Source organism: Solibacillus merdavium (assembly GCF_014836935.1).
In the GTDB taxonomy this organism is placed as follows: Bacteria; Bacillota; Bacilli; order Bacillales_A; family Planococcaceae; genus Solibacillus; species Solibacillus ferritrahens.
The window spans coordinates 1-18714 of sequence record NZ_JACSPW010000012.1 but is presented as its reverse complement, the minus strand read 5'-3'; the positions used below and the strand labels follow the sequence as shown (position 1 = coordinate 18714).

The following is an 18714-nucleotide window of genomic DNA, read 5'->3' as shown; positions in this document are numbered from 1 at the left end:
CTCTAGTCAATATCGTTTAGCTTTTGAATTTCTGCGTCGCTTTTTCGTTGTATCATACGAATATATATCACTTCGATTATTATAAATAGTAGCACAACAAGTCCAATCACACTGATGTTACGAACATTAAACTCAGCCGCTGGCAAGGCGGTTAATAAAGACCAAATCCCAAAACTACCACTAATAAGTGCCACTGTAATCGCTAAAATAAAATATAACCAAATTTGCTTGCGTGCAGACAGACAGATAGAATGTACATTTGCACCGAGCATCACCAGTGTTTCGTAGCGACTACGCGTGCTTCGTTGTTGCATTAAAAAGTTCAAGCCTAGCACCGTATTGGCGATTAGTAAAAACATCACGCCTAAGTAAAACGTTGTATAGGTTGCTGCTACCGTATAAAATAGCTGTCTGCCCATACTTGCAAGGTAGCTTTCAAATTGCACATCCATTGTGTTGAGTACTTGATCGACTTCAAGCATCGCCTGCATAAGCCCTTTTTCTTTTACGAAATCACTTTTTAACGTCATATTCCACAGCCACGTATCAACTACATCAAAATATTGAGTGAACAATGTATCTGGTACGATAAGTGCATACATTAACGTAATCGCACGGTCCGCTACAATATTATCTGAGTATAGATTTGACGCTAATGTATACTCTTTATCCGCAATTTCAATTGTCGGCTCCTTTTGTAATAAATCCTTTAATACATCATAAGGAGCACCTGTAACCTCACTTGAATACATCGCAACTTCATTGTCAGCGAGTACAATTTGTTCCTTACCTGCTGCTTGTAGCATATCATTATAGCTTGATAATGAAATAAAATAAGGATTACCTTTCTGTGAAAAGTTATTAATTAAAATATTTTTAGCCTCTGAATCAGTTGCACTCGATATTTCCTCCATTAATCCTGACCAAGCAAAATGAAAGTTTAATGTTGACTCATCTTCGCTTGCGTAAAAATTGTGCAACGCCATGCCGTAAAATTGCTCGATATATGGTGCTAATTCCTCTGATTGCACAACCGCTTGAATTTCTGCCTTTTCATCATTAAACGTGTAGTCCACTGTTCGTGTAGATACTGCATCATTCGTTAACGCAGTAAATGTCCCGAACGCAAAGCACACCATCGCCATTAAAATAAGTAGTGATGAAATTGCCAGTGAGCTCCATTGATGCAGTACGTTTTCCTGTAGCTGTCTCGCTGTAAACATTGATATACCTGTTGTGGACTTACCTTTTTTCATCACATAAAAACCAATCAAGCTGCCTAAACCGCGGAACATTATAAACGTCCCCATTATACCGATTAGTAAAATAAGTGCAAATATGCTGTAATCAAAATTTCTTAAATATAAAATCGCCATGCCGTATGCGATACATAAAAAGATTGTCCCAAGCAGTAAAGTAGCACCAGATAGTAGACTGACTACACCCCATTTAGGTGTCATTGTACTTTGCGACTTATCTTTATCCTCATGAAGTAATTCATTCGGCTCTTTTCGGCTCAACTTAAAGCTCAAAATCAGCATTGCTAGTAATTGCACAAGAAAGAAACCACAAATCGTTAATAGTATGCCAACCCATGAAATTCGAAATGCATGTCCTACAATCCCCATGCCAACTAAACGAGACGTCGTTAAATTAATAAGCTCCGTTATAAACAAAGCAATCGGTAAGCCTATACAAAGAGACATGATACTATTCAATATCGCTTCTCCCATCGTCATGAGAAATAACTTACTTTGCTTCATCCCCATCATTAAATACATACCGAACTCATGACTACGCTGCTGCATCTGATAGCGATTTGCAAAATACACAAGGAAGAACACGAATACTAGTGAAACCCCATAAAGTACGGGAATTAATAATAGTAAGCGATCTACTGCATCACTTTCAATTGTCTTCAAATACCGCATCACATCTTGTTCACCTAGTGACAAAATCACATAAAACGCCATAATCGATACAATCAGCGATGCAAAATACACCCCGTTTTCCTTTCGCGTTTGTCGGCTATTACGTTTCACAAAATCAAAGAACATTGCTACTACCTCCAGCAAGCTGCGCCATCACCATCACAATGCGCTCATAAAATGCCTCTTGCGATTCGCCCAGTACATTTCTGCGTAGTTCATGGAAAATGACCCCGTCTTGGATAAACAAAATTCTAGAACAATAGCTAGCTGCATTCGCATCATGCGTCACCGTTAAAATCGTAGACCGATGCAGTTGATTGTGTTCAGATAGCTTCTCCATTAAAACTTTTGCATTTTTTGTATCTAGCGCTCCTGTGGGCTCATCTGCTAGGACAATACTAGGATTGGAAATTAATGCCCTTGCAGCCGCAACCCGCTGCTTTTGACCGCCAGACAACTGTGACGGAAATTTATTTAACAGTTCTTCAATATCAAATCTGTTCACTAATTCCGACAACTGTTGCTCCTGTGCACTTACATGAATTCCATGAATGGCTAACGGCAACACGATATTTTCTTTCACCGTTAAATTATCAATCAGTTCAAATTGCTGGAATAAGTAACCAATGTGATTGCCTCGATATGCAGCAAGCTGCCCCCCTTTGAACGACGAAATATTTTGCCCCTCTAGTAATATTTGACCTGATGTTGGCTTCAACATTGTAGCGATTACATTTAATAGCGTTGTCTTTCCTGAACCACTCGCTCCCATGATGCCAAGAAACTCCCCTGGTAAAACATCAAAAGTGACACCTTTTAATGCCTTTGTTTCACTTTGTCCTTTCCCAAAAACTTTATGAACTTCTTTCACTTCAAGTAATTTATTCGACGCATTCACCATTACAGCCTCCTGTTTGTTTCCTTAGCAATACCTTACTACAAAAATAAGCAAAATTACTCTTACAGTTGGCGTAAGGTTTGAAATAGAAGGAATTGATTTACAATATAGTTCCATTCTCTTAGTCATTCAATTTACGATTTCAATACGCCCAACCAATATAAATGAATTAAGACGCACATATCAAACATCGCTTTAAGAACCATAAACTTACAATTTATATCTATATTGAAAAATGAAAGTATGATGGAGGTATTATTATGTGGGTAATATTAGGTCTTATTGCAGTAGTTATAACCTTTATAAATCTTTATATGTATGCAGCAGGAAAGGACTATAAATTTGCTATGGCGATGGCATTATCATTAACAGCATTAACAATTTGTGCAGCTTTCAGTAATTTAAATCGGTGGGTAAAAGTGGAAGACTGGTCGGCTTTAAGTGAACTGCCTGGTATGGCAAGGGCATTTTGGTTTTTGACAATTGTTTCTATCTTGCTAAATTTAGCACCTATATTTTTAGAACGAAAACGTAAGAAATTATGACCTAAGTCTTATTTATAACAATTGCGCCCGTTTGTTGATTAAAGCCACAGTAAGTTCAAAATCATTTTAGTGATTTTCTTCCTTATTATTCTTTCTACTATTTTGTTGTTTAATCATGCTTATTGTTAACGTAGATAGAATAATAAACATGATAATAGTATAAGTTCCTACGATTAAACTATTTACTCCACTATAATAAAGTGCAGGCAAAACTAGGATAGAAAAGCTGCTTAAAACAACAATAGGTACCTCGTTTTTCTGATTTCTTGTCATATTATCATCACTCCGTTACGCCATTATGTATATAATATTAAGTATTCACAATAAATAAGTCTAAAAGCGAAGTAGCCCCTTGTTTTAGGTACTACTTCGCTTTTATTTTTGGAAATCCATATTATATGTATATTTTTTACGTTCCTAATTTTTATAATTCGGAAGCATACTTGTTTAACTCTTTACTCATAGATTCAATCTTAGTAATAATGTTTGAAATTTCGTCAGTAGAGGATGCTTGTTCACGTCCAACAACCACAACCTCTTGAATAGAAGCTGTAATCTCATTCACGGAATTTTGGATGTTCGTTAGTGTTTGTCTTATTTTTTCTGTGGAAGAAACGGTTTCAAAAGAAAGTTTTCTTATTTCATTAGCAACTACTGTGAAGCCAAGACCTTTATCCCCTGCCCTTGCTGCTTCAATAGCGGCATTTAACCCTAAAAGGTTTGTTTGATCAGCAACTCTCTTAATGAAATTTAATACTTCATCCGTATTTTTCACTTCTTCCATTGCTTGAGTGGACTGTTCTAACAATTTATCACTGATTTTTGAGAGACCTTCCGAGCTATCTGTGATAGACACGACACGGTTACTAGCTTTTTCAAGTGATTGTAAAATCTGATCTGAAATAGCTCTAAGTTGTTTTTCATTTTGTTTTTGTAATTGAATGGCTAGTGCTCCAATTACCTGACCATTATCTAATATAGGTGCAGCTATGCCGGTGAAAGGAAGTCCAAAGAACTCCGGTGGAACTTCATCATTTATTATTACCTTGTTTTTAATACAATCTGCTAGAGGTTCTTGTGGATTTATTTTAGTACCTGCTCTTGCTCCTATATCTATTTTTCGCCCCGGAAAGTAAGCAATCCATTCTTGTGTATCAGTTAATCCAATAGCTAGGTCTGGTAACATTGAGTGGAATAAAGGTAAAATTTCTAAATAATTTTGTAAAGTCGGATGAATGGCTGTGTTTGAATTTATTTTATTCATTGTTGTTCTCCTTTGAGTAATTGCTAAATTTCATCTTACAATGCTATTGAATAACAAGCTGTTTGCTTGTATGTATAGTATTTCTTTCAATAACATAACACGGTTTTAAAATATATGCTACACAAGTCCTATAAAATAATATTTTGGGAGCAATCTGGTCCTCTAACGGAAAAACGCGATCTTCTTATTGAAGAATCGCGCCTGATTGTTGAATATCATTTATCTAAAGGTTCGTTATTCAAGTATTAAATGTTGTTCCATCAAAATTGTATTCATCCATTGATCGTTTTTTCTAGCAATTCCTTTACGTAACCCTACAATATTAAATCCGGACTTTTTGTGAAGTTGAATACTAACTAAATTCACTTCAAATATAGATGATTGTAGCATCCAGTAACCCGAGAGTTTGGCTTGCACAATTAATTGTTTAAGTAGTTGAGTACCAACCCCTTTGCCTTTAGCATGAGGGTGTACATAAACACTTACTTCTCCTACTCCTTTATAAACCTCTCTTGAAGAAACAGGCGTTATAGATATCCAACCTAAAATGTTATCATTTTCTTCAAAGACATATCGAAGGTTTGGGTGAAATTTTTGGTCCCACTGTTCTAAAGAAGGTGCCATTGTTTCAAATGTCGCGATACCTGTGTCAATCCCTAATTGATAGATTGTCAGCACGTCAGGTATATCTTTCTTTTCTAAAAAACGAATCATCTAATAAAAGCCCCTTTTTATTGACAGCATCCTTCAATCCCAGTATGACAAACGCCTGTTTCTGGTAGTGTTAATTTCACATCAAGAGCAGCAGATATGTCGCCAGCAAGGAACGCAACAATTGAACGTACTTGCTCATAACCAGTAGCCATTAAGAAAGTTGGAGCGCGTCCGTATGACTTAGAGCCAACAATGTAAAAGTTCGTTTCTGGTTGCCGTAACTCTTTTTCACCATGTGCTGGTACACTTCCACAACTATGAAGGTTTGGATCAATTAATGAAGCAATTGCAGAAACAGCTTCTGTCGATGGTTCAACCTCATAACGTAATTCACTATGGAATGAAAAATCTGGACGATTGCCTGTGTTGACAATTAGCTCATCAAAAGGACCAATTTTTTTATCTGTACCTTTAAGGATCAATCCTTCTTCTTTCTCTAAAATAGTTTGGATATAGAAAGGTGTTTCCACATGAATCGTTTTATCAGAGAGTATTTGTTTCATTTTTAAGCCAAGCTCACCACGCGCAGCTAATTCATCGGAAGTTCCGCCACCTAAAGCATCTTCAACACGCTTTTTACGCAAAATCCATGTGATTTCCGTTTGTGGGTATGCACCTTTTAATTCTACTAGTTGAAGTAGGGAATTGATGGCTGAATGTCCACCACCTACAACACCAATGCGTTTATTTGCATAGCGTGAAGAATCGGCAGATACGTTAGGAATTTGATAATTTATTTTATGACTGGCTGCGTGTTCGTTCGGTAACCATACCCCATGGCTAACAGCAGGATTGGAATGTCCCCATGTACCTGTCGCATCAATAATAGCGCTGGCCTTATAAGTTTTTGTCGCTTGCCCGTTCTTTGTGAAAATCAAGAAAGGCTTATTTACTCGGTTGGTCGATTTCATTTTATCGGTATCTAACTTTGTAATCGCAATAACCTCTTCATTCGTATGGATCTGCTCTTTAAACAACTTGCTTAGAGGAATTAAGTAATCTTCTCGTAATTCTTTTCCAGTTGGAATAGTGTTTTTATTCGGCATCGTCCACCCAGTGTTTTCTAACAATTGTTTAGCAGCACTGTCTACATTAAATTCCCATGGTGAAAATAGTTGCACATGTTCCCAAGAAGCAACATTTGCAGCCACCTCATTTTTCTCTAATATGATAAATGGCAATTTGTAAGATTTTAAATGGGCAGCAGCGGCTAACCCAATAGGACCTGCACCAATAATAGCGACTGGATATTTTGGTTCGCAACACCCTGTATTTGGTGTGCAACAAGATGAATTTGTTAAAATATTAAACTCCATTTTTATTCCTCATTTCTTATAATTATTTGAAGCGCTTGTTTAAAATTAGCAAGCGTAATTGTACCGAGTGAAGATATATCATTTTGAAAAAAGTGTTGGACCATGTATTTTTCAAGATTTTCAACTGAAGTGATGTTAGCTTGTAAAACGAGTTGCATATAAGCCGTGAAAAATGTGACTGACTTATCGCCCGATTTGTGTATTTGCATCAGTTTTGGTCACTAGCAAACAACTGAATTCTTGTTTCTATCGCATCGCGCACTGTTTGAAATACAAGCCATTTTTCTTTTTCAGTTCCACTCGCCTTTGCAGGATCATCAAATCCCCAATGTTCACGTTTTACATGCGGTGGTGTTACTGGGCATTTGTCGGCTGCATCACCGCACAGAGTCACAACAAGTGTTGCGTTATTTAAAATCTCTTGGTCAATGATATCCGAAGTTTGTTTCGATATATCAATGCCTTTTTCAGCCATTGCTTTGACAGCATTTGGATTTAATCCATGCGCTTCAATCCCAGCACTTTTGATGTTCCAATCAGGTAAATACTTTTTGGCAAAACCTTCAGCCATTTGTGAACGGCATGAGTTGCCGGTACATAAGAAATATAACGTGTTTTTCATATAAAATAAGGCTCCATTCCTCAAAAAATATAAAGCGTGATATAAAGACCGAATAATGTAAACAGTAAAATAGGTATCGTTAATAAAATCCCTGTCTTGAAATACGTCCCCCATGAAATTTTAATGCCTTTTCCTGAAAGTACATAAAGCCACACAAGAGTCGCAAGAGATCCGATAGGCGTAATTTTTGGTCCCAAGTCAGAACCAATAACATTGGCATAAATGAGCGCTTCTCGTAATGTGCCATTGGTAGTCGTTTCAGCAATTGCTAATGCATTGACCATCACAGTCGGCATATTATTCATAACAGATGATAGAAAAGCTGCAATAAAGCCCATACCAACCGTTGCGACAAATAAACCTTGGTCTGCTGTCCATTCAATAAGTCGAGCAAGTACAGATGTCAAACCTGCATTCCCTAAGCCGTAAACGACAATATACATACCAATTGAGAAGAAAACAATATTCCATGGAGCACCTTTAACAACTGCTTTTGTATCGACAGCTTTACTTCGACGTGCCATTACTAAGAAGAAAATTGCAATTACCCCTGCAACTAGTGAAACGGGTACGCCAATCCATTCGCTTGAAAAATAACCAATCACTAATATTGCTAGGATGAACCAAGATAACTTAAATAGTTTCATGTCATTGATGGCAAGACGTGGTTCTTTTAACATTGCTTCGTCATATGCCCGTGGAATCGACTTGTTAAAATATAGGAGTAGCACAACAATGGTTGCCACAAGTGAGAATAAGTTAGGAATAAACATACGTGAAGCATATTCGATAAAGCCTATGTTAAAGAAGTCAGCAGAGACAATGTTTACTAAATTACTGACGACAAAAGGTAAGCTGGTTGTGTCAGCGATAAAGCCACTTGCCATAATAAACGGGAAAATCATTTTCTCACTGAATTGTAAGTTACGAACCATCGCTAATACGATCGGCGTTAAAATCAGTGCAGCCCCATCATTAGCAAACAATGCTGCTACAATAGCGCCAAGTAAGCTAACATAAACAAACATTTTGATGCCACTGCCTTTTGCTGCACGCGCCATATGTAAGGCAGCCCACTCAAATAAACCAATTTCATCTAAAATCAATGAGATTAAGATAATAGCTATAAATGAGAGCGTAGCATTCCATGTAATGTTGATTACTGAGCCAACATCAGAAAAATCAACAACACCAAGAAGTAATGCCATTACAGCGCCAGCTATGGCAGACCAACCAATATTCAGTCCCCTAGGCTGCCAAATAACGAAAATTAATGTTGTGATAAAGAGAATGCTTGCTAACAAGAACATGTATTTCCTCCACAACGACACCCATCATCAGCTTCTAGTTGGTTAATGACAGCTTCTACAACAGGGGAAAGTTGCTCTGCAATTCGGTAATATTTCCACGTCCCCTTTTTTCTTTCTAAAATAATACCTGCATCTTTTAATTTTTTTAACTGTTGACTAACAGCAGGTTGCGAAATGCCAAGCACTTCAACAAAATCACAAACACATACCTCACCATTTTTCATGCATGCTAAAAGCGTAAGACGATTTTTATCTGCCAATGCTTTTAGTTGTTGTTCTAATAAATCCATAACGACCCCTCCAATCTTTTACATAAGTATTTACTTATATAACGTATCATTTCTTTCAATATAAGTAAATACTTATGTAATAAAAATAAAATTGTCACCTTCAACTAAGAAGGTGACAATAAATAAAATGTTCTTAAAAATATTTTTGAACTTATTGAGAATTCAAATTTCCATACCTATATGTGTTTGGAAACTATAAATGAGTGTTATTCAACAATATGGTCCTTTAACGGAAAACGCGACCTTCTTATTGAAGAATCGCGCCCTTTAATTTAATAACTGAAAAGCTTCTATTAACTAGTATGAAACTGCATTTATATATCTTAATGAATAACCAATTTTGAAACAATTTGATACACAAAATATGATGTACCAACTAAATCTAAAATTCCAGTTATTATAAGCATAGATATTTGGTCTACATACACCCTACTTAAACTAAACAATAAAAAAGAGAGTATTATCCCTGCGAAAGAGGATATATTTTCACAAAATGGCTTGTAAGCTATTTTGTCGACAGGGGGTAATATGGTGAGTGAAATAGATAAACGCAACAGATTAAGGGAAGAGCCATTCAATTACCAAATAACGAAAAAAGGGACAGTGATCATCTATTTTGAAGGCAAGCAAATCAAAATTGTAAAGGATGGGAAGGCTGCGCAACTTATAGAAAAATTAAATGCAGCAGAAAATATAATGGAAGTACAGCTTTTATTAGCTAAAATTACAGGGAACTTTAAACACGGCAATGAAAAAACCGGTAAAAATAAATAAACAAATTAATCTTCGAACATTTGGCAATGAAAAACACTGCTAGAAATTTATAAATAAGGATCTATTATATTCCAATGCTGATTATACAAACGGAAGTGAAAGAAAAGGGCCTTTCCTTATTCAAGGAAAGCACCCGATTGTTGAAGATCGACTTTAGATTCCCCAAACTTGCATTTGAAAACGTTTTTCTTAAAACACGAATAATATCAGAAAGATTAAAAAGGTATAACACTCTGAATTTGCGAAAAGTTGTATAGGAGGTGTGTTATGAATAGAAAAATGGGGATTTTTATATTTGTATATTTCTGTTTTTTAATATGGTTATACTTTGCCATATATGAATCCTCAATCGATAACTGGTGGACAGTACTTGAAATAACACAGGAGACTGATCATATTGTGGATATCGAGGTATCATTAGTAAAGGTGTTGATAGGGATGATTATATTTACTATCAGTGGTTTCATAATCAATTTATTGTTGTCTAAGCGTCCAATTAAAGATTGATAAAGCATACAGAATCATTCTAAATAATGTTTCCAAATCAAATTTGCGTATGCACGAAAAAGGCTTTCCGAAAAGATACGATTTCGGAAAGCCTTTTTTAATCATTATGCCTTGGTATGACACATAACAACATCTAAAACATCTTATTTAAATTCGCCATTTCTATAGCTGACATCGCACTGTCATAGCCTTTATTCCCTGCTTTTGTCCCTGCGCGTTCAATCGCCTGCTCGATATTTTCAGTTGTGACAATCCCGAAAATAACCGGTACCCCTGTATCCAAGCCCGCTTTGGCAATTCCTTTAGCTGCTTCATTGCATACATAATCATAATGTGTTGTTGATCCGCGAATGACTGTACCTAAGCCGATTACTGCATCATACTTATTGGCTTCTGCCATTTTCTTTGCAATAAAGGGTACTTCAAATGCACCCGGTACCCAGGCAGTATCAATATTATCTTCATTTACACCGTGTCTTTTTAATCCATCGATTGCACCGCTTAATAATTTATAGTTAATAAATTCATTGAACCGGCCGACAACGATTCCGATTTTTAAATCTGTACCTACTAATTGCGCTTCAAATGTTTTTCCCATTTCATATGCTCCTTCTTATACAACCATTGTGTTTATTTTTATATATTGAACTAAATCTTCTATCGTAATAAATTTCAGCTGATGTTTTAGTGCGAGTCTTTCAAGCTGCGGCATCCGCGCCATCGAACCATCTTCATTCATAATTTCGCATATGACCGCCGCTTCCATCGACCCGCATAATTTTGCAAGATCTACCCCTGCCTCTGTATGACCGCGGCGCTCTATTACCCCGCCTTCTTTTGCGATAAGCGGAAAAACATGCCCAGGACGGTGGAAATGTTCCGGCTTCGCTGCTGGTTCAAGTAATGCCAATATCGTTGCTGAACGTTCAAATGCACTGATTCCTGTCGTTGTGTTAATATGATCGATACTAATCGTAAAAGCCGTTTGATATGTATCTGTATTACTCTGGACCATTGGGTGAAGACAAAGTTTTTCAGCGATGGCTAGAGAAATAGGTGTACATATTAATCCCCTACCATGAAGTGCCATAAAGTTGATATTTTCCGGTGTTGCAAATTCTCCTAAAACGAGAAAATCTCCTTCATTCTCTCGATTTTCATCATCAGATACAATAATAATTTCACCATTTTTTAATGCTTGAATTGCTTCGTCAATCGTATTCATCTTTTCCCACTCCTTTAAAACCCTGTACGTTGCAGAAAATCTTGTGTAATCGTATTTATCGTTTGATTTTGTAAATGCTTTTTCACATATTTCCCGATCAAATCTGTTTCAATATTCACAACATCCCCAGCCTTTTTATAGCCCAACACGGTCTGTTCGTACGTATGGGGGATTAAGGAAATGGTAACGAGTGTATCTGACACATTAAAAATCGTTAAGCTTATGCCATCGACTGTTATAGAACCTTTTTCGATACACTGTGCAATTAAAGTACGGTCCATCGCTAAATCCACATAGACCGCATTAGCAACAGGTCTTTTCCGCTGTATGATTGCGACACCATCAACATGGCCAGATACAATATGTCCGCCAAAACGGCCGTCCGCCAGCATTGCCCGTTCCAAATTGACATGCATACCTACAGTCAATTGTTTCAGGCTTGTTGCTTTAACAGTTTCAGGCATCACATCTGCCAAAAATGAATTGGACGAAAATTTTTTCACTGTTAAACAAACACCGTTCACCGCAATGCTGTCTCCGAGTTTTACGTCTTCTAAAATTTTACTTGCTCGAATGGATAATTCCATCGTTTGTGTGGACTGACTAATCTTCTCCACAGTTCCTAACTCTTCAATAATTCCTGTAAACATCCTACTCACCTCTTTTTAAAATTAAAAAAGAACCCCGATTGAATTCGGAGTTCGATGAGAGGGAAATTTAGCAGCATCAAATAAGCCTTTTGAACACAAATTTCAAAAAGCGAATGACATTGCTTCCTTCTCCCATCCAGACTATACTGTCGGCTTTGGACTTGCACCAAATCCTGCACACAAAAGTGGCTCACGGGCTTAGAGTTAAACTCATCACCGTCGATTGGGAATTTCACCCGACCCCGAAGGAAATTCATATAAAATTATCAATAAAAAAATCCCGTCACTTGGTGCGACGGGAAAAGTGTATAGCAAAAAAGCACATTTTAAATCAAATTTTTAAAAAATGCGTGGCTATTCCTTCTCCCATCCAGACTATACTGTCGGCTTTGGACTTGCACCAAATCCTGCACACAAAAAGCGGCTCACGGGCTTAGAGATTAACTCATCACCGTCGATTGGGAATTTCACCCGACCCCGAAGGAAATTATTTTATTTGAAAATTATTGTAACATAGATAAATCAGAAAACTAATAGTAAATTCGCACCTTCTTGCTACCCTCTTTCTCATTCCTTTTACCTTTACTTGATCTTATAAAATTAAATACATTGAAACTTTTATAAGTATTTTCCGTATATACAAATATCCAGAATATTTAAAAATCATTAAAAGAAAAGGTGTCTATAATGAAAAATATTGTCAATATAGCATATTCGTATCACAACTCAAATAAAGGCATAACAAGGATATGGACTACTTTACCGATGGATCACCCTGACGTGACTTGTACTCATTCCCCTGAAGAAAAAACAATTGATGACGGCAATAATGAACTCTTTTATTTTACTTTAAAAGAAAATGAACAGTTTCAAATGAATTATTCTATCGATACGTATAAACAAAATGAACAAAAAATGCTTACGGATAAGGAAAAGGCATTTTATTTGCGCAGCGGTACACTCGTTGTTGTGGATGAACAGATGAGGAATCTAGCACATGAAATAACGGCTGGGGCTGTAACGACAATGGAAAAAGCGAAGGCTATCTTTAATTATACAGTCACTCAATATAAATATGTTTATCCCCCTAAAGGACGTGGCACTAAGTCCTTTTTACAAGCGAAGCAAGGTGATTGTGGAGAATATTCTTTTCTATTTTCTTCACTATGTCGTTCCATCGGGATTCCTTGCCGTACGCTTATCGGTAGTTGGGCTAATGGTAAGATGGGAGCTCATGTGTGGAATGAACTTTATGATGAACAGGCAGGCTGGGTTCCTGTCGATTGCAGTTTAGCATCACTTCAAAAGAAGAAGAAATTCCAGTTTTTGTTTAGTAATATCCGTACATTAAAATGGACTGCATACTTCGGTCAATTAGAAGGACAGCGTGTTGTCTTTTCTTATGATGCAGAGCTCTATTTATCCCCTAAATATAACGATCTGGATAAACTAACAATAGTTAATTCGCCATACCCGCCCATTGCGCCTTTCCAAATTGATGGAGAACCTTTTTACTGGGGTTATGAAGCAGTAGATGGGTGTGCACCTTATTTGCAGCCCGTATACATGCAGTTTGATCAAGAGAATTTATCACTAAAACCTAATAAAAACGAACATAACTATTTAGGTAAATGGAAAATTACCGAAACAGGTGCTCAAGGGGTATTTTTAAAACTAAAAAACTGGTCCTATGCAGCTTTCTTTGTTTTCTTTACCTTAAGCCTTCTGTTAAGCAGTCCTTTAGTTTCTGCATTGGCAGCTGGATCAATTATTGTTACGTGTATTTCATATATTGCCAGAAAAGAAAGAATCCTATTGTTCACATTTGTTACGCTGTACTTTTTATTATTCTTCATGTCAAATGTAATCAAGTTAGTCTAACAATTACTTTTTTATATTAATTCTTTAAGAAATAACGTAATCCATTTTATGTAAATTAAGTTTATAATTGTATTTATATTGTTATATTGGAGGATTCTATGGCAAAAAAACCACAGTCGAATAAAAATTCTATTTTACTTGAGCTGCTATTTTATGCGGCATTCCCCTATATTATTTGGAATTTTGGTAGGGAACCTTTAGGGGATTATGTTGCGATGCTGCTTTCAACCGTTCCTGGTATTGTTTATACCCTTTACCGCTTTATTTTTGATAGACAGTTTAATATAACAGGAATATTTATTTTAGGTTCGCTGTTAATTGGCACAACGGTCGATTTACTGTCAGGTTCAGCAGAGCAAATGATTATAAATGGCATTTATTTAAGTCTCTTTTATACTTTTTTATACTGTATTCTATTCATCGTAAAGCAGCCTTTTTCATTATATATCGCGGTCGATTTTGCCTATTTACAGGGCTATGACAGAAAAGACAGCAAAACTTTATTTTTTCAAAAGGGCATTTTCAAATGGTTTCAAATCATCCAAGCGGTGTTTATTATTCGGGGTCTCTTTATGGCAGGTTTAACGGCGTTTCTGCTAAATAAATATGGTATCGATGGATATGGGGACATGCTTATCTATAAAAAAGTAGCGGGCTGGATATTTTCCATTATTGTAATGGGACTTTTCTTTAATATTAATAACGTTGTGCAAAAACATACGAAACAATCACATGAAAACAAGCAACCGGAGACACAAAGTTCGGAAGTAGTAACGGAATCAGTATAGCAAAACGAGGAGTGAAGAAATTGATCGAATCTACAAAGGTAAGTGATTGTCCAAAATGCGGTTCGACGGAATTAGGAAAAGGCCAGCACAGTGGCTACAGTGTCATGTCCGTCGTCAATAAATTAGGGTTCGGGTCCAAGGTTGAATACATTATTTGTACGGAGTGCGGGTTCGTAATTGAAGGCTATGTGAAAAAGCCAAAACGGTTTAAGGACACGTATTAATTTTATAGGCGGATGGTCTTTAATTTATGCTCTAACCGAAAAATATCCATTTCCCTAATGAAAATGGATATTTTTTCTTATGCTGGAATTTAAATCCTTTCAAAGTTCTATATATAAGACATTTAGAAAAGCCACTCAAATAATTTAGCAATCAAGTATAGTGGTGCACCAACGATTATTGCGCCAGCAAAAAAATAACAAATATATTTAAAAATATCAAATATAGCTCCAGCCATATCATCGATATATTTAAACATTTTCATCCCTCCTTTGAATTGGCATGAACGGCTAAGTATGTATTGCTATAAAAAAGCATATGCAGTCTCTTTACATCCCAAAGTTTTTTAAATTCTTCGATAGGAACTTTCCGATTATAGCTCTTGTGTTCACCTTCACTATTCACCAGATGCTTTAAAGACTCTGAAAGGTAAATATACTCCTTGTCGTAGCCTACAACCGGGACAAAATGCAAGTTATTGAGATTCTTATGTACTTTAATAAAAACAATTACAGGAGTTCCTTTACTAACTTCGTATTTTAATGTGTGGATATTCCCTTTATAATAGTTTGTTTTAAAGCCCTTTTTATTTAACACCGTCCGGATTCCCTTTGGATATACATTGCCGGCCATCGTTTTACTAGGAAAATGTGTGTATAACGCTTCCCCCTCCGCCTCCAAACCAAAATGGCGCAAAATATACGCTGTTGAAAAGGCCGCACATTCCGTATTGTTTTGGAAATCTATTCGATTATTTTGTTGAATCAGATAGTTGGCAGGATAAGCTCTTTTACGTAAAACGGGTATAGGAAATGTCATTAAATATGTATTAATAAGTGTGGATATAACGATCCATAAAATGACTGTATTAAATATAAATATAGTACTTCCCCCTTAGCATAGAGTAAAAAAATCCCCACTACTAGTAGGAGGATTTTGAGCTAGTTATTTGTGGTTTCAATCGATTTCTTCATTAAATATTTCGCCTTGATTCCCTTCATGCTGGATGATTAAGCGAGATGTTTTATAAACATAAATAGATCGGTAATTTTCACTATCCGCTTGAATAGAAATGACGCGCTTGTCATCATTGTCGGTTACAGTATTAAAATCATACTGCTCGGCTTCAATTTCTTCAAGAATATACAGGTATTCTGGTAAATTTGCATAATCCCCATGCAGCTCAAATTGCGCATCAATTACTTCCTTCTCAGCATCGGCGCTGTTTCCGCATGCAGATAAAATAGTAGCTGCACTAAATACGATTAACATTTTTTTATACATCAAATTCACCCTTTTAAAATTCATCTCTGTTTCATACTAACAAACATATATGGTATGTATCTAGGAAAGAGGCTTATATAATTGGACTTTAACGGAAAAACTGTTCATTATTTCGCTACATAATTTGTATAACTCTCTCCCAAAATCTCAAAATTCGTTTCGGCTCCTCTAGTTTAGAAAAGATCCATTCCTTTTCCTGTTCAAGCAGATGGCACATAAAGCGTGCCGCTTCTTTATGAGTATGGATGGCAATATGGTTCATAATGACCTCCTTGTCATAGCAGACTGGATTGGGATTCATTGATCGAATCTACAATACCTATAATTTCATCTAAATCATCAATTATATAAGGTGTAGTTACTGAACCAAAATATGGATCTCCTTTCCAGATAGTTTTCATGCCCACACTCTGAGCCCCTTCTATATCGTTTACTGGATGGTCACCTACATATATGCTTTCTTCAGGCTGAACGCTAATTTGCTTCAGTGCCTTATAAAAGATGTCAGGCTGTGGCTTTTTCATTTGCTCCCACTCTGATACTAAAATGGCATCAAAATAGTGTGCAATACCGAGTGCATGGATATTATCCATCTGGAATTGTCCGAAACCATTTGTAATGATTGCTAATCGGATGTTTCTCTGTTTCAGCTCATCAAGCATTTCATACAAATGGGCAAAAGGGATACAGTGGGAATGGAAATGAGCTATATAATCTTGAAGCAGGACTTCCCAAGAGATTTCAATACTGAATTCCTGTACTAGCTGCTGGTAAACTTTATCCTTCCATACATAACCTCTTTGTTCCAGTTCAATAAAGCGGTTTAAAAAATCTAGCCGATTAATAGAATGTAGTTGGTGATAGAAACGGTCATATTGATTCGCTATGAATTGCTTAACTGATGCATCCCTGTTTAATAATGTACCGTCCAAATCAAATATCACTGCTTTGACCATTTATATTACCCCTATCGAATTTGTGTGAATAACTGTTCCAGCTAGGAAATTGTTCAAAATCTAGAAACCTAAATAATGAAAAGGCGCTGGTATCTGTTGTATCTATTTCAATAGAGACCTTCTTTATTCCTTCACGCTGTAACAGTTCCATTTGTGTTTTGAAAAGAGCTGTCAGTTTCCATTCATCTTCGGTATTTCCTTGAAACCCAATCCATCCGACTTCATAATGATTGCCTAATTTATGCAACAAAATATACGCCTTTACTTGTGCTTCTTCAAATACAACATAGCTATACTCTAGATCAGGTTCATCATCGAGCAATATTTCTCCCCACTGTTGCCATGTATATGTTTGCACAGGATTATGTAAATGTGTGTTCTCATAGTTTTCCTTTAATTGTGTAAGAAAGGCTTGTTTCTTCTCCTCATTTTGCAGGACATCATTTAGAGATTCATATTGCTTAAAGGTTGGAACAGTCGGCATTTGCTGTAATAAAGCTCGTACTTCTAAATCAGGCATATACGTTTTCCTAAATAGCTTAAAACCTTGCTTTTCCATAAAAGAAATAGCATCTTTTTTCTCATCCCAACATGAAAAGATAAGCTGCTTCTGCGGATAAGTATCATTGAATAATTGCTCATATAGAGCTGTCGGCCACTTTGTTTCTTTACAGGCTGAAGTTGTATAGACTCTTACATATTTAGCTTTTGGATGAAAGCTGTTTAACCAACTAAGCGAGAGCCCCATGATTTCGTCATTTTTTTCTAGAATAAATAACTCATGAAATGCCTTTTTTTCAATACGAGGCTTAACCTCTTCCATCTGAAGCCTTAATTCATCCTTTAATGCCGATAAATCAATATGTTGTACTTGTTTGATTTGCCACATATTTCATCACTTCATTTCCTCATAAATCTGGTGTTAGGGTTTCGACAGTTTTTCTAATACCTTCTCAGCACTTTCCCACTCATAAATAAGCTCATCAAGTGCTTTGCCGCCTATTTTGATTTGGACTTCCTTTACTAGTTGAGCGCCGTAATGTTCATAAAAATGGCGGGTTTTATTATCCTTTAGCACTTCCACAAATATCTTTTCATAACCATTTTGAGTGAAATAGATAAACAGTTCTTTCATTAGCATTTTCCCGATGCCATAACCTTGCATATCAGCAAACAGGTAAATAGAGGTTAAATCAGCTGCCTTGTCAGTTTGATTTTCTTCCCTTTTCCCTGCAGTAGCAAAGCCGACAATGTGCCCATCGCTATTTTCGGCAACAACTATGTAATTATCGGGAGCTGCCATATTTCTCTCCCACAGTTCTTCTCTTTGTTCGTAGGATAGCCCATCCAAATATTCATCCGGAATAATTCCTTTATACGTCGTCCGCCAGCTATCCACATGTACTTTGGCGATTCCTGCAGCATCCTTTAACTGAGCTTGCCTAATTTGCATATAAACCCCCTCCCTCTATAAATGTTGATATATCAATGGCTCACGCCATTTTTGAGTGCCAAAAAATTTTTTTCGAAATGTATA

General features: G+C 36.4%; 23 protein-coding genes and 2 riboswitches. Of the genes, 5 read left to right on the top strand and 18 right to left on the bottom strand.

What is annotated here, in order from left to right:
• Positions 1-2: 2 nt before the first annotated feature.
• Entirely contained in the window at positions 3-2057 is a 2055-nt protein-coding gene (locus H9632_RS12855) for an FtsX-like permease family protein (RefSeq protein WP_191704468.1), read from the bottom strand.
• Positions 2047-2829: an ABC transporter ATP-binding protein gene (locus H9632_RS12850; protein ID WP_191704578.1), complete on the bottom strand. Its 783-nt coding sequence runs from the start codon at positions 2827-2829 to the stop codon at positions 2047-2049. Before H9632_RS12850 ends, H9632_RS12855 begins: the two co-directional genes overlap by 11 nt.
• A gap of 260 nt (positions 2830-3089) precedes the next feature.
• On the opposite strand from H9632_RS12850, the gene H9632_RS12845 reads away from it, so the two are divergent.
• A complete protein-coding gene (locus H9632_RS12845) occupies positions 3090-3374 on the top strand; it encodes a hypothetical protein (RefSeq protein ID WP_191704467.1) in 285 nt (94 codons plus the stop codon).
• A 424-nt stretch (positions 3375-3798) separates the two neighbouring features.
• On the opposite strand, the gene H9632_RS12840 is transcribed toward H9632_RS12845, so the two are convergent.
• The 6 genes from H9632_RS12840 to H9632_RS12815 form a co-directional block, all read right to left on the bottom strand.
• The gene (locus H9632_RS12840) at positions 3799-4638 is read right to left on the bottom strand and encodes a methyl-accepting chemotaxis protein (protein WP_191704466.1); all 840 of its coding nucleotides are present in this window, start codon (positions 4636-4638) and stop codon (positions 3799-3801) included.
• A 234-nt stretch (positions 4639-4872) separates the two neighbouring features.
• The gene (locus H9632_RS12835; RefSeq protein WP_191704465.1) at positions 4873-5352 is read right to left on the bottom strand and encodes a GNAT family N-acetyltransferase; all 480 of its coding nucleotides are present in this window, start codon (positions 5350-5352) and stop codon (positions 4873-4875) included.
• A 17-nt stretch (positions 5353-5369) separates the two neighbouring features.
• Positions 5370-6668, bottom strand: coding sequence for an NAD(P)-binding domain-containing protein (locus H9632_RS12830; RefSeq protein ID WP_191704464.1), 1299 nt, complete (start codon positions 6666-6668; stop codon positions 5370-5372).
• 208 nt (positions 6669-6876) lie between these two features.
• Positions 6877-7290, bottom strand: coding sequence for an arsenate reductase (thioredoxin) (arsC, locus tag H9632_RS12825; RefSeq protein ID WP_191704463.1), 414 nt, complete (start codon positions 7288-7290; stop codon positions 6877-6879).
• A gap of 20 nt (positions 7291-7310) precedes the next feature.
• On the bottom strand, positions 7311-8600 hold the full coding sequence (locus H9632_RS12820) for an arsenic transporter (RefSeq protein ID WP_191704462.1): 1290 nt from the start codon (positions 8598-8600) through the stop codon (positions 7311-7313).
• Positions 8588-8890, bottom strand: coding sequence for an ArsR/SmtB family transcription factor (locus H9632_RS12815; RefSeq protein ID WP_191704461.1), 303 nt, complete (start codon positions 8888-8890; stop codon positions 8588-8590). Before H9632_RS12815 ends, H9632_RS12820 begins: the two co-directional genes overlap by 13 nt.
• Before the next feature lie 528 nt (positions 8891-9418).
• Between H9632_RS12815 and H9632_RS12810 the strand changes: the two genes are divergently transcribed.
• A complete protein-coding gene (locus H9632_RS12810; RefSeq protein ID WP_225223836.1) occupies positions 9419-9664 on the top strand; it encodes a hypothetical protein in 246 nt (81 codons plus the stop codon).
• Between the two features lie 640 nt (positions 9665-10304).
• Here the strand turns inward: H9632_RS12810 and ribH are convergent.
• From ribH to ribE, 3 genes are read right to left on the bottom strand one after another with little or no spacing between them, the layout of a single operon-like run.
• Positions 10305-10769, bottom strand: coding sequence for a 6,7-dimethyl-8-ribityllumazine synthase (ribH, locus tag H9632_RS12805; protein WP_191704459.1), 465 nt, complete (start codon positions 10767-10769; stop codon positions 10305-10307).
• Between the two features lie 15 nt (positions 10770-10784).
• Positions 10785-11396 carry a 3,4-dihydroxy-2-butanone-4-phosphate synthase gene (gene ribB / locus H9632_RS12800; protein WP_191704458.1) on the bottom strand — a complete coding sequence of 204 codons (612 nt, stop codon included), beginning with the start codon at positions 11394-11396 and terminating at the stop codon, positions 10785-10787.
• Positions 11397-11410: 14 nt separating this feature from the next.
• Complete coding sequence (ribE, locus tag H9632_RS12795) at positions 11411-12046, bottom strand: riboflavin synthase (RefSeq protein WP_191704457.1); 636 nt, start codon at positions 12044-12046, stop codon at positions 11411-11413.
• Positions 12047-12166: 120 nt separating this feature from the next.
• A riboswitch (FMN riboswitch) is annotated at positions 12167-12300 on the bottom strand.
• 100 nt (positions 12301-12400) lie between these two features.
• Positions 12401-12535, bottom strand: a riboswitch (FMN riboswitch).
• Positions 12536-12733: 198 nt separating this feature from the next.
• Here ribE and H9632_RS12790 point away from each other — a divergent pair.
• The 3 genes from H9632_RS12790 to H9632_RS12780 all read left to right on the top strand — a co-directional run bounded on the left by H9632_RS12790 (position 12734) and on the right by H9632_RS12780 (position 14939).
• Complete coding sequence (locus H9632_RS12790; protein WP_191704456.1) at positions 12734-13927, top strand: transglutaminase-like domain-containing protein; 1194 nt, start codon at positions 12734-12736, stop codon at positions 13925-13927.
• Between the two features lie 98 nt (positions 13928-14025).
• The gene (locus H9632_RS12785) at positions 14026-14715 is read left to right on the top strand and encodes a VC0807 family protein (protein WP_191704455.1); all 690 of its coding nucleotides are present in this window, start codon (positions 14026-14028) and stop codon (positions 14713-14715) included.
• A gap of 20 nt (positions 14716-14735) precedes the next feature.
• Complete coding sequence (locus tag H9632_RS12780) at positions 14736-14939, top strand: transcription initiation factor TFIIIB (RefSeq protein ID WP_225223835.1); 204 nt, start codon at positions 14736-14738, stop codon at positions 14937-14939.
• 122 nt (positions 14940-15061) lie between these two features.
• Here H9632_RS12780 and H9632_RS19025 read toward each other — a convergent pair whose 3' ends face one another.
• The 7 genes from H9632_RS19025 to H9632_RS12750 form a co-directional block, all read right to left on the bottom strand.
• Positions 15062-15196 (bottom strand): hypothetical protein, encoded by a 135-nt coding sequence (locus tag H9632_RS19025; protein WP_263618331.1) that lies wholly within the window; start codon positions 15194-15196, stop codon positions 15062-15064.
• Positions 15197-15198: 2 nt separating this feature from the next.
• Positions 15199-15756 (bottom strand): cysteine peptidase family C39 domain-containing protein, encoded by a 558-nt coding sequence (locus H9632_RS12775; protein ID WP_225223834.1) that lies wholly within the window; start codon positions 15754-15756, stop codon positions 15199-15201.
• A 138-nt stretch (positions 15757-15894) separates the two neighbouring features.
• Positions 15895-16221 (bottom strand): hypothetical protein, encoded by a 327-nt coding sequence (locus tag H9632_RS12770; protein WP_191704454.1) that lies wholly within the window; start codon positions 16219-16221, stop codon positions 15895-15897.
• Positions 16222-16336: 115 nt separating this feature from the next.
• Positions 16337-16483 (bottom strand): hypothetical protein, encoded by a 147-nt coding sequence (locus H9632_RS12765; RefSeq protein WP_191704453.1) that lies wholly within the window; start codon positions 16481-16483, stop codon positions 16337-16339.
• Between the two features lie 13 nt (positions 16484-16496).
• Positions 16497-17177: an HAD family hydrolase gene (locus H9632_RS12760; protein WP_191704452.1), complete on the bottom strand. Its 681-nt coding sequence runs from the start codon at positions 17175-17177 to the stop codon at positions 16497-16499.
• Complete coding sequence (locus H9632_RS12755) at positions 17155-18066, bottom strand: hypothetical protein (protein ID WP_191704451.1); 912 nt, start codon at positions 18064-18066, stop codon at positions 17155-17157. The genes H9632_RS12760 and H9632_RS12755 overlap by 23 nt, the downstream gene beginning before the upstream one ends.
• Before the next feature lie 33 nt (positions 18067-18099).
• A complete protein-coding gene (locus H9632_RS12750; protein ID WP_191704450.1) occupies positions 18100-18630 on the bottom strand; it encodes a GNAT family N-acetyltransferase in 531 nt (176 codons plus the stop codon).
• Positions 18631-18714: the final 84 nt, after the last annotated feature.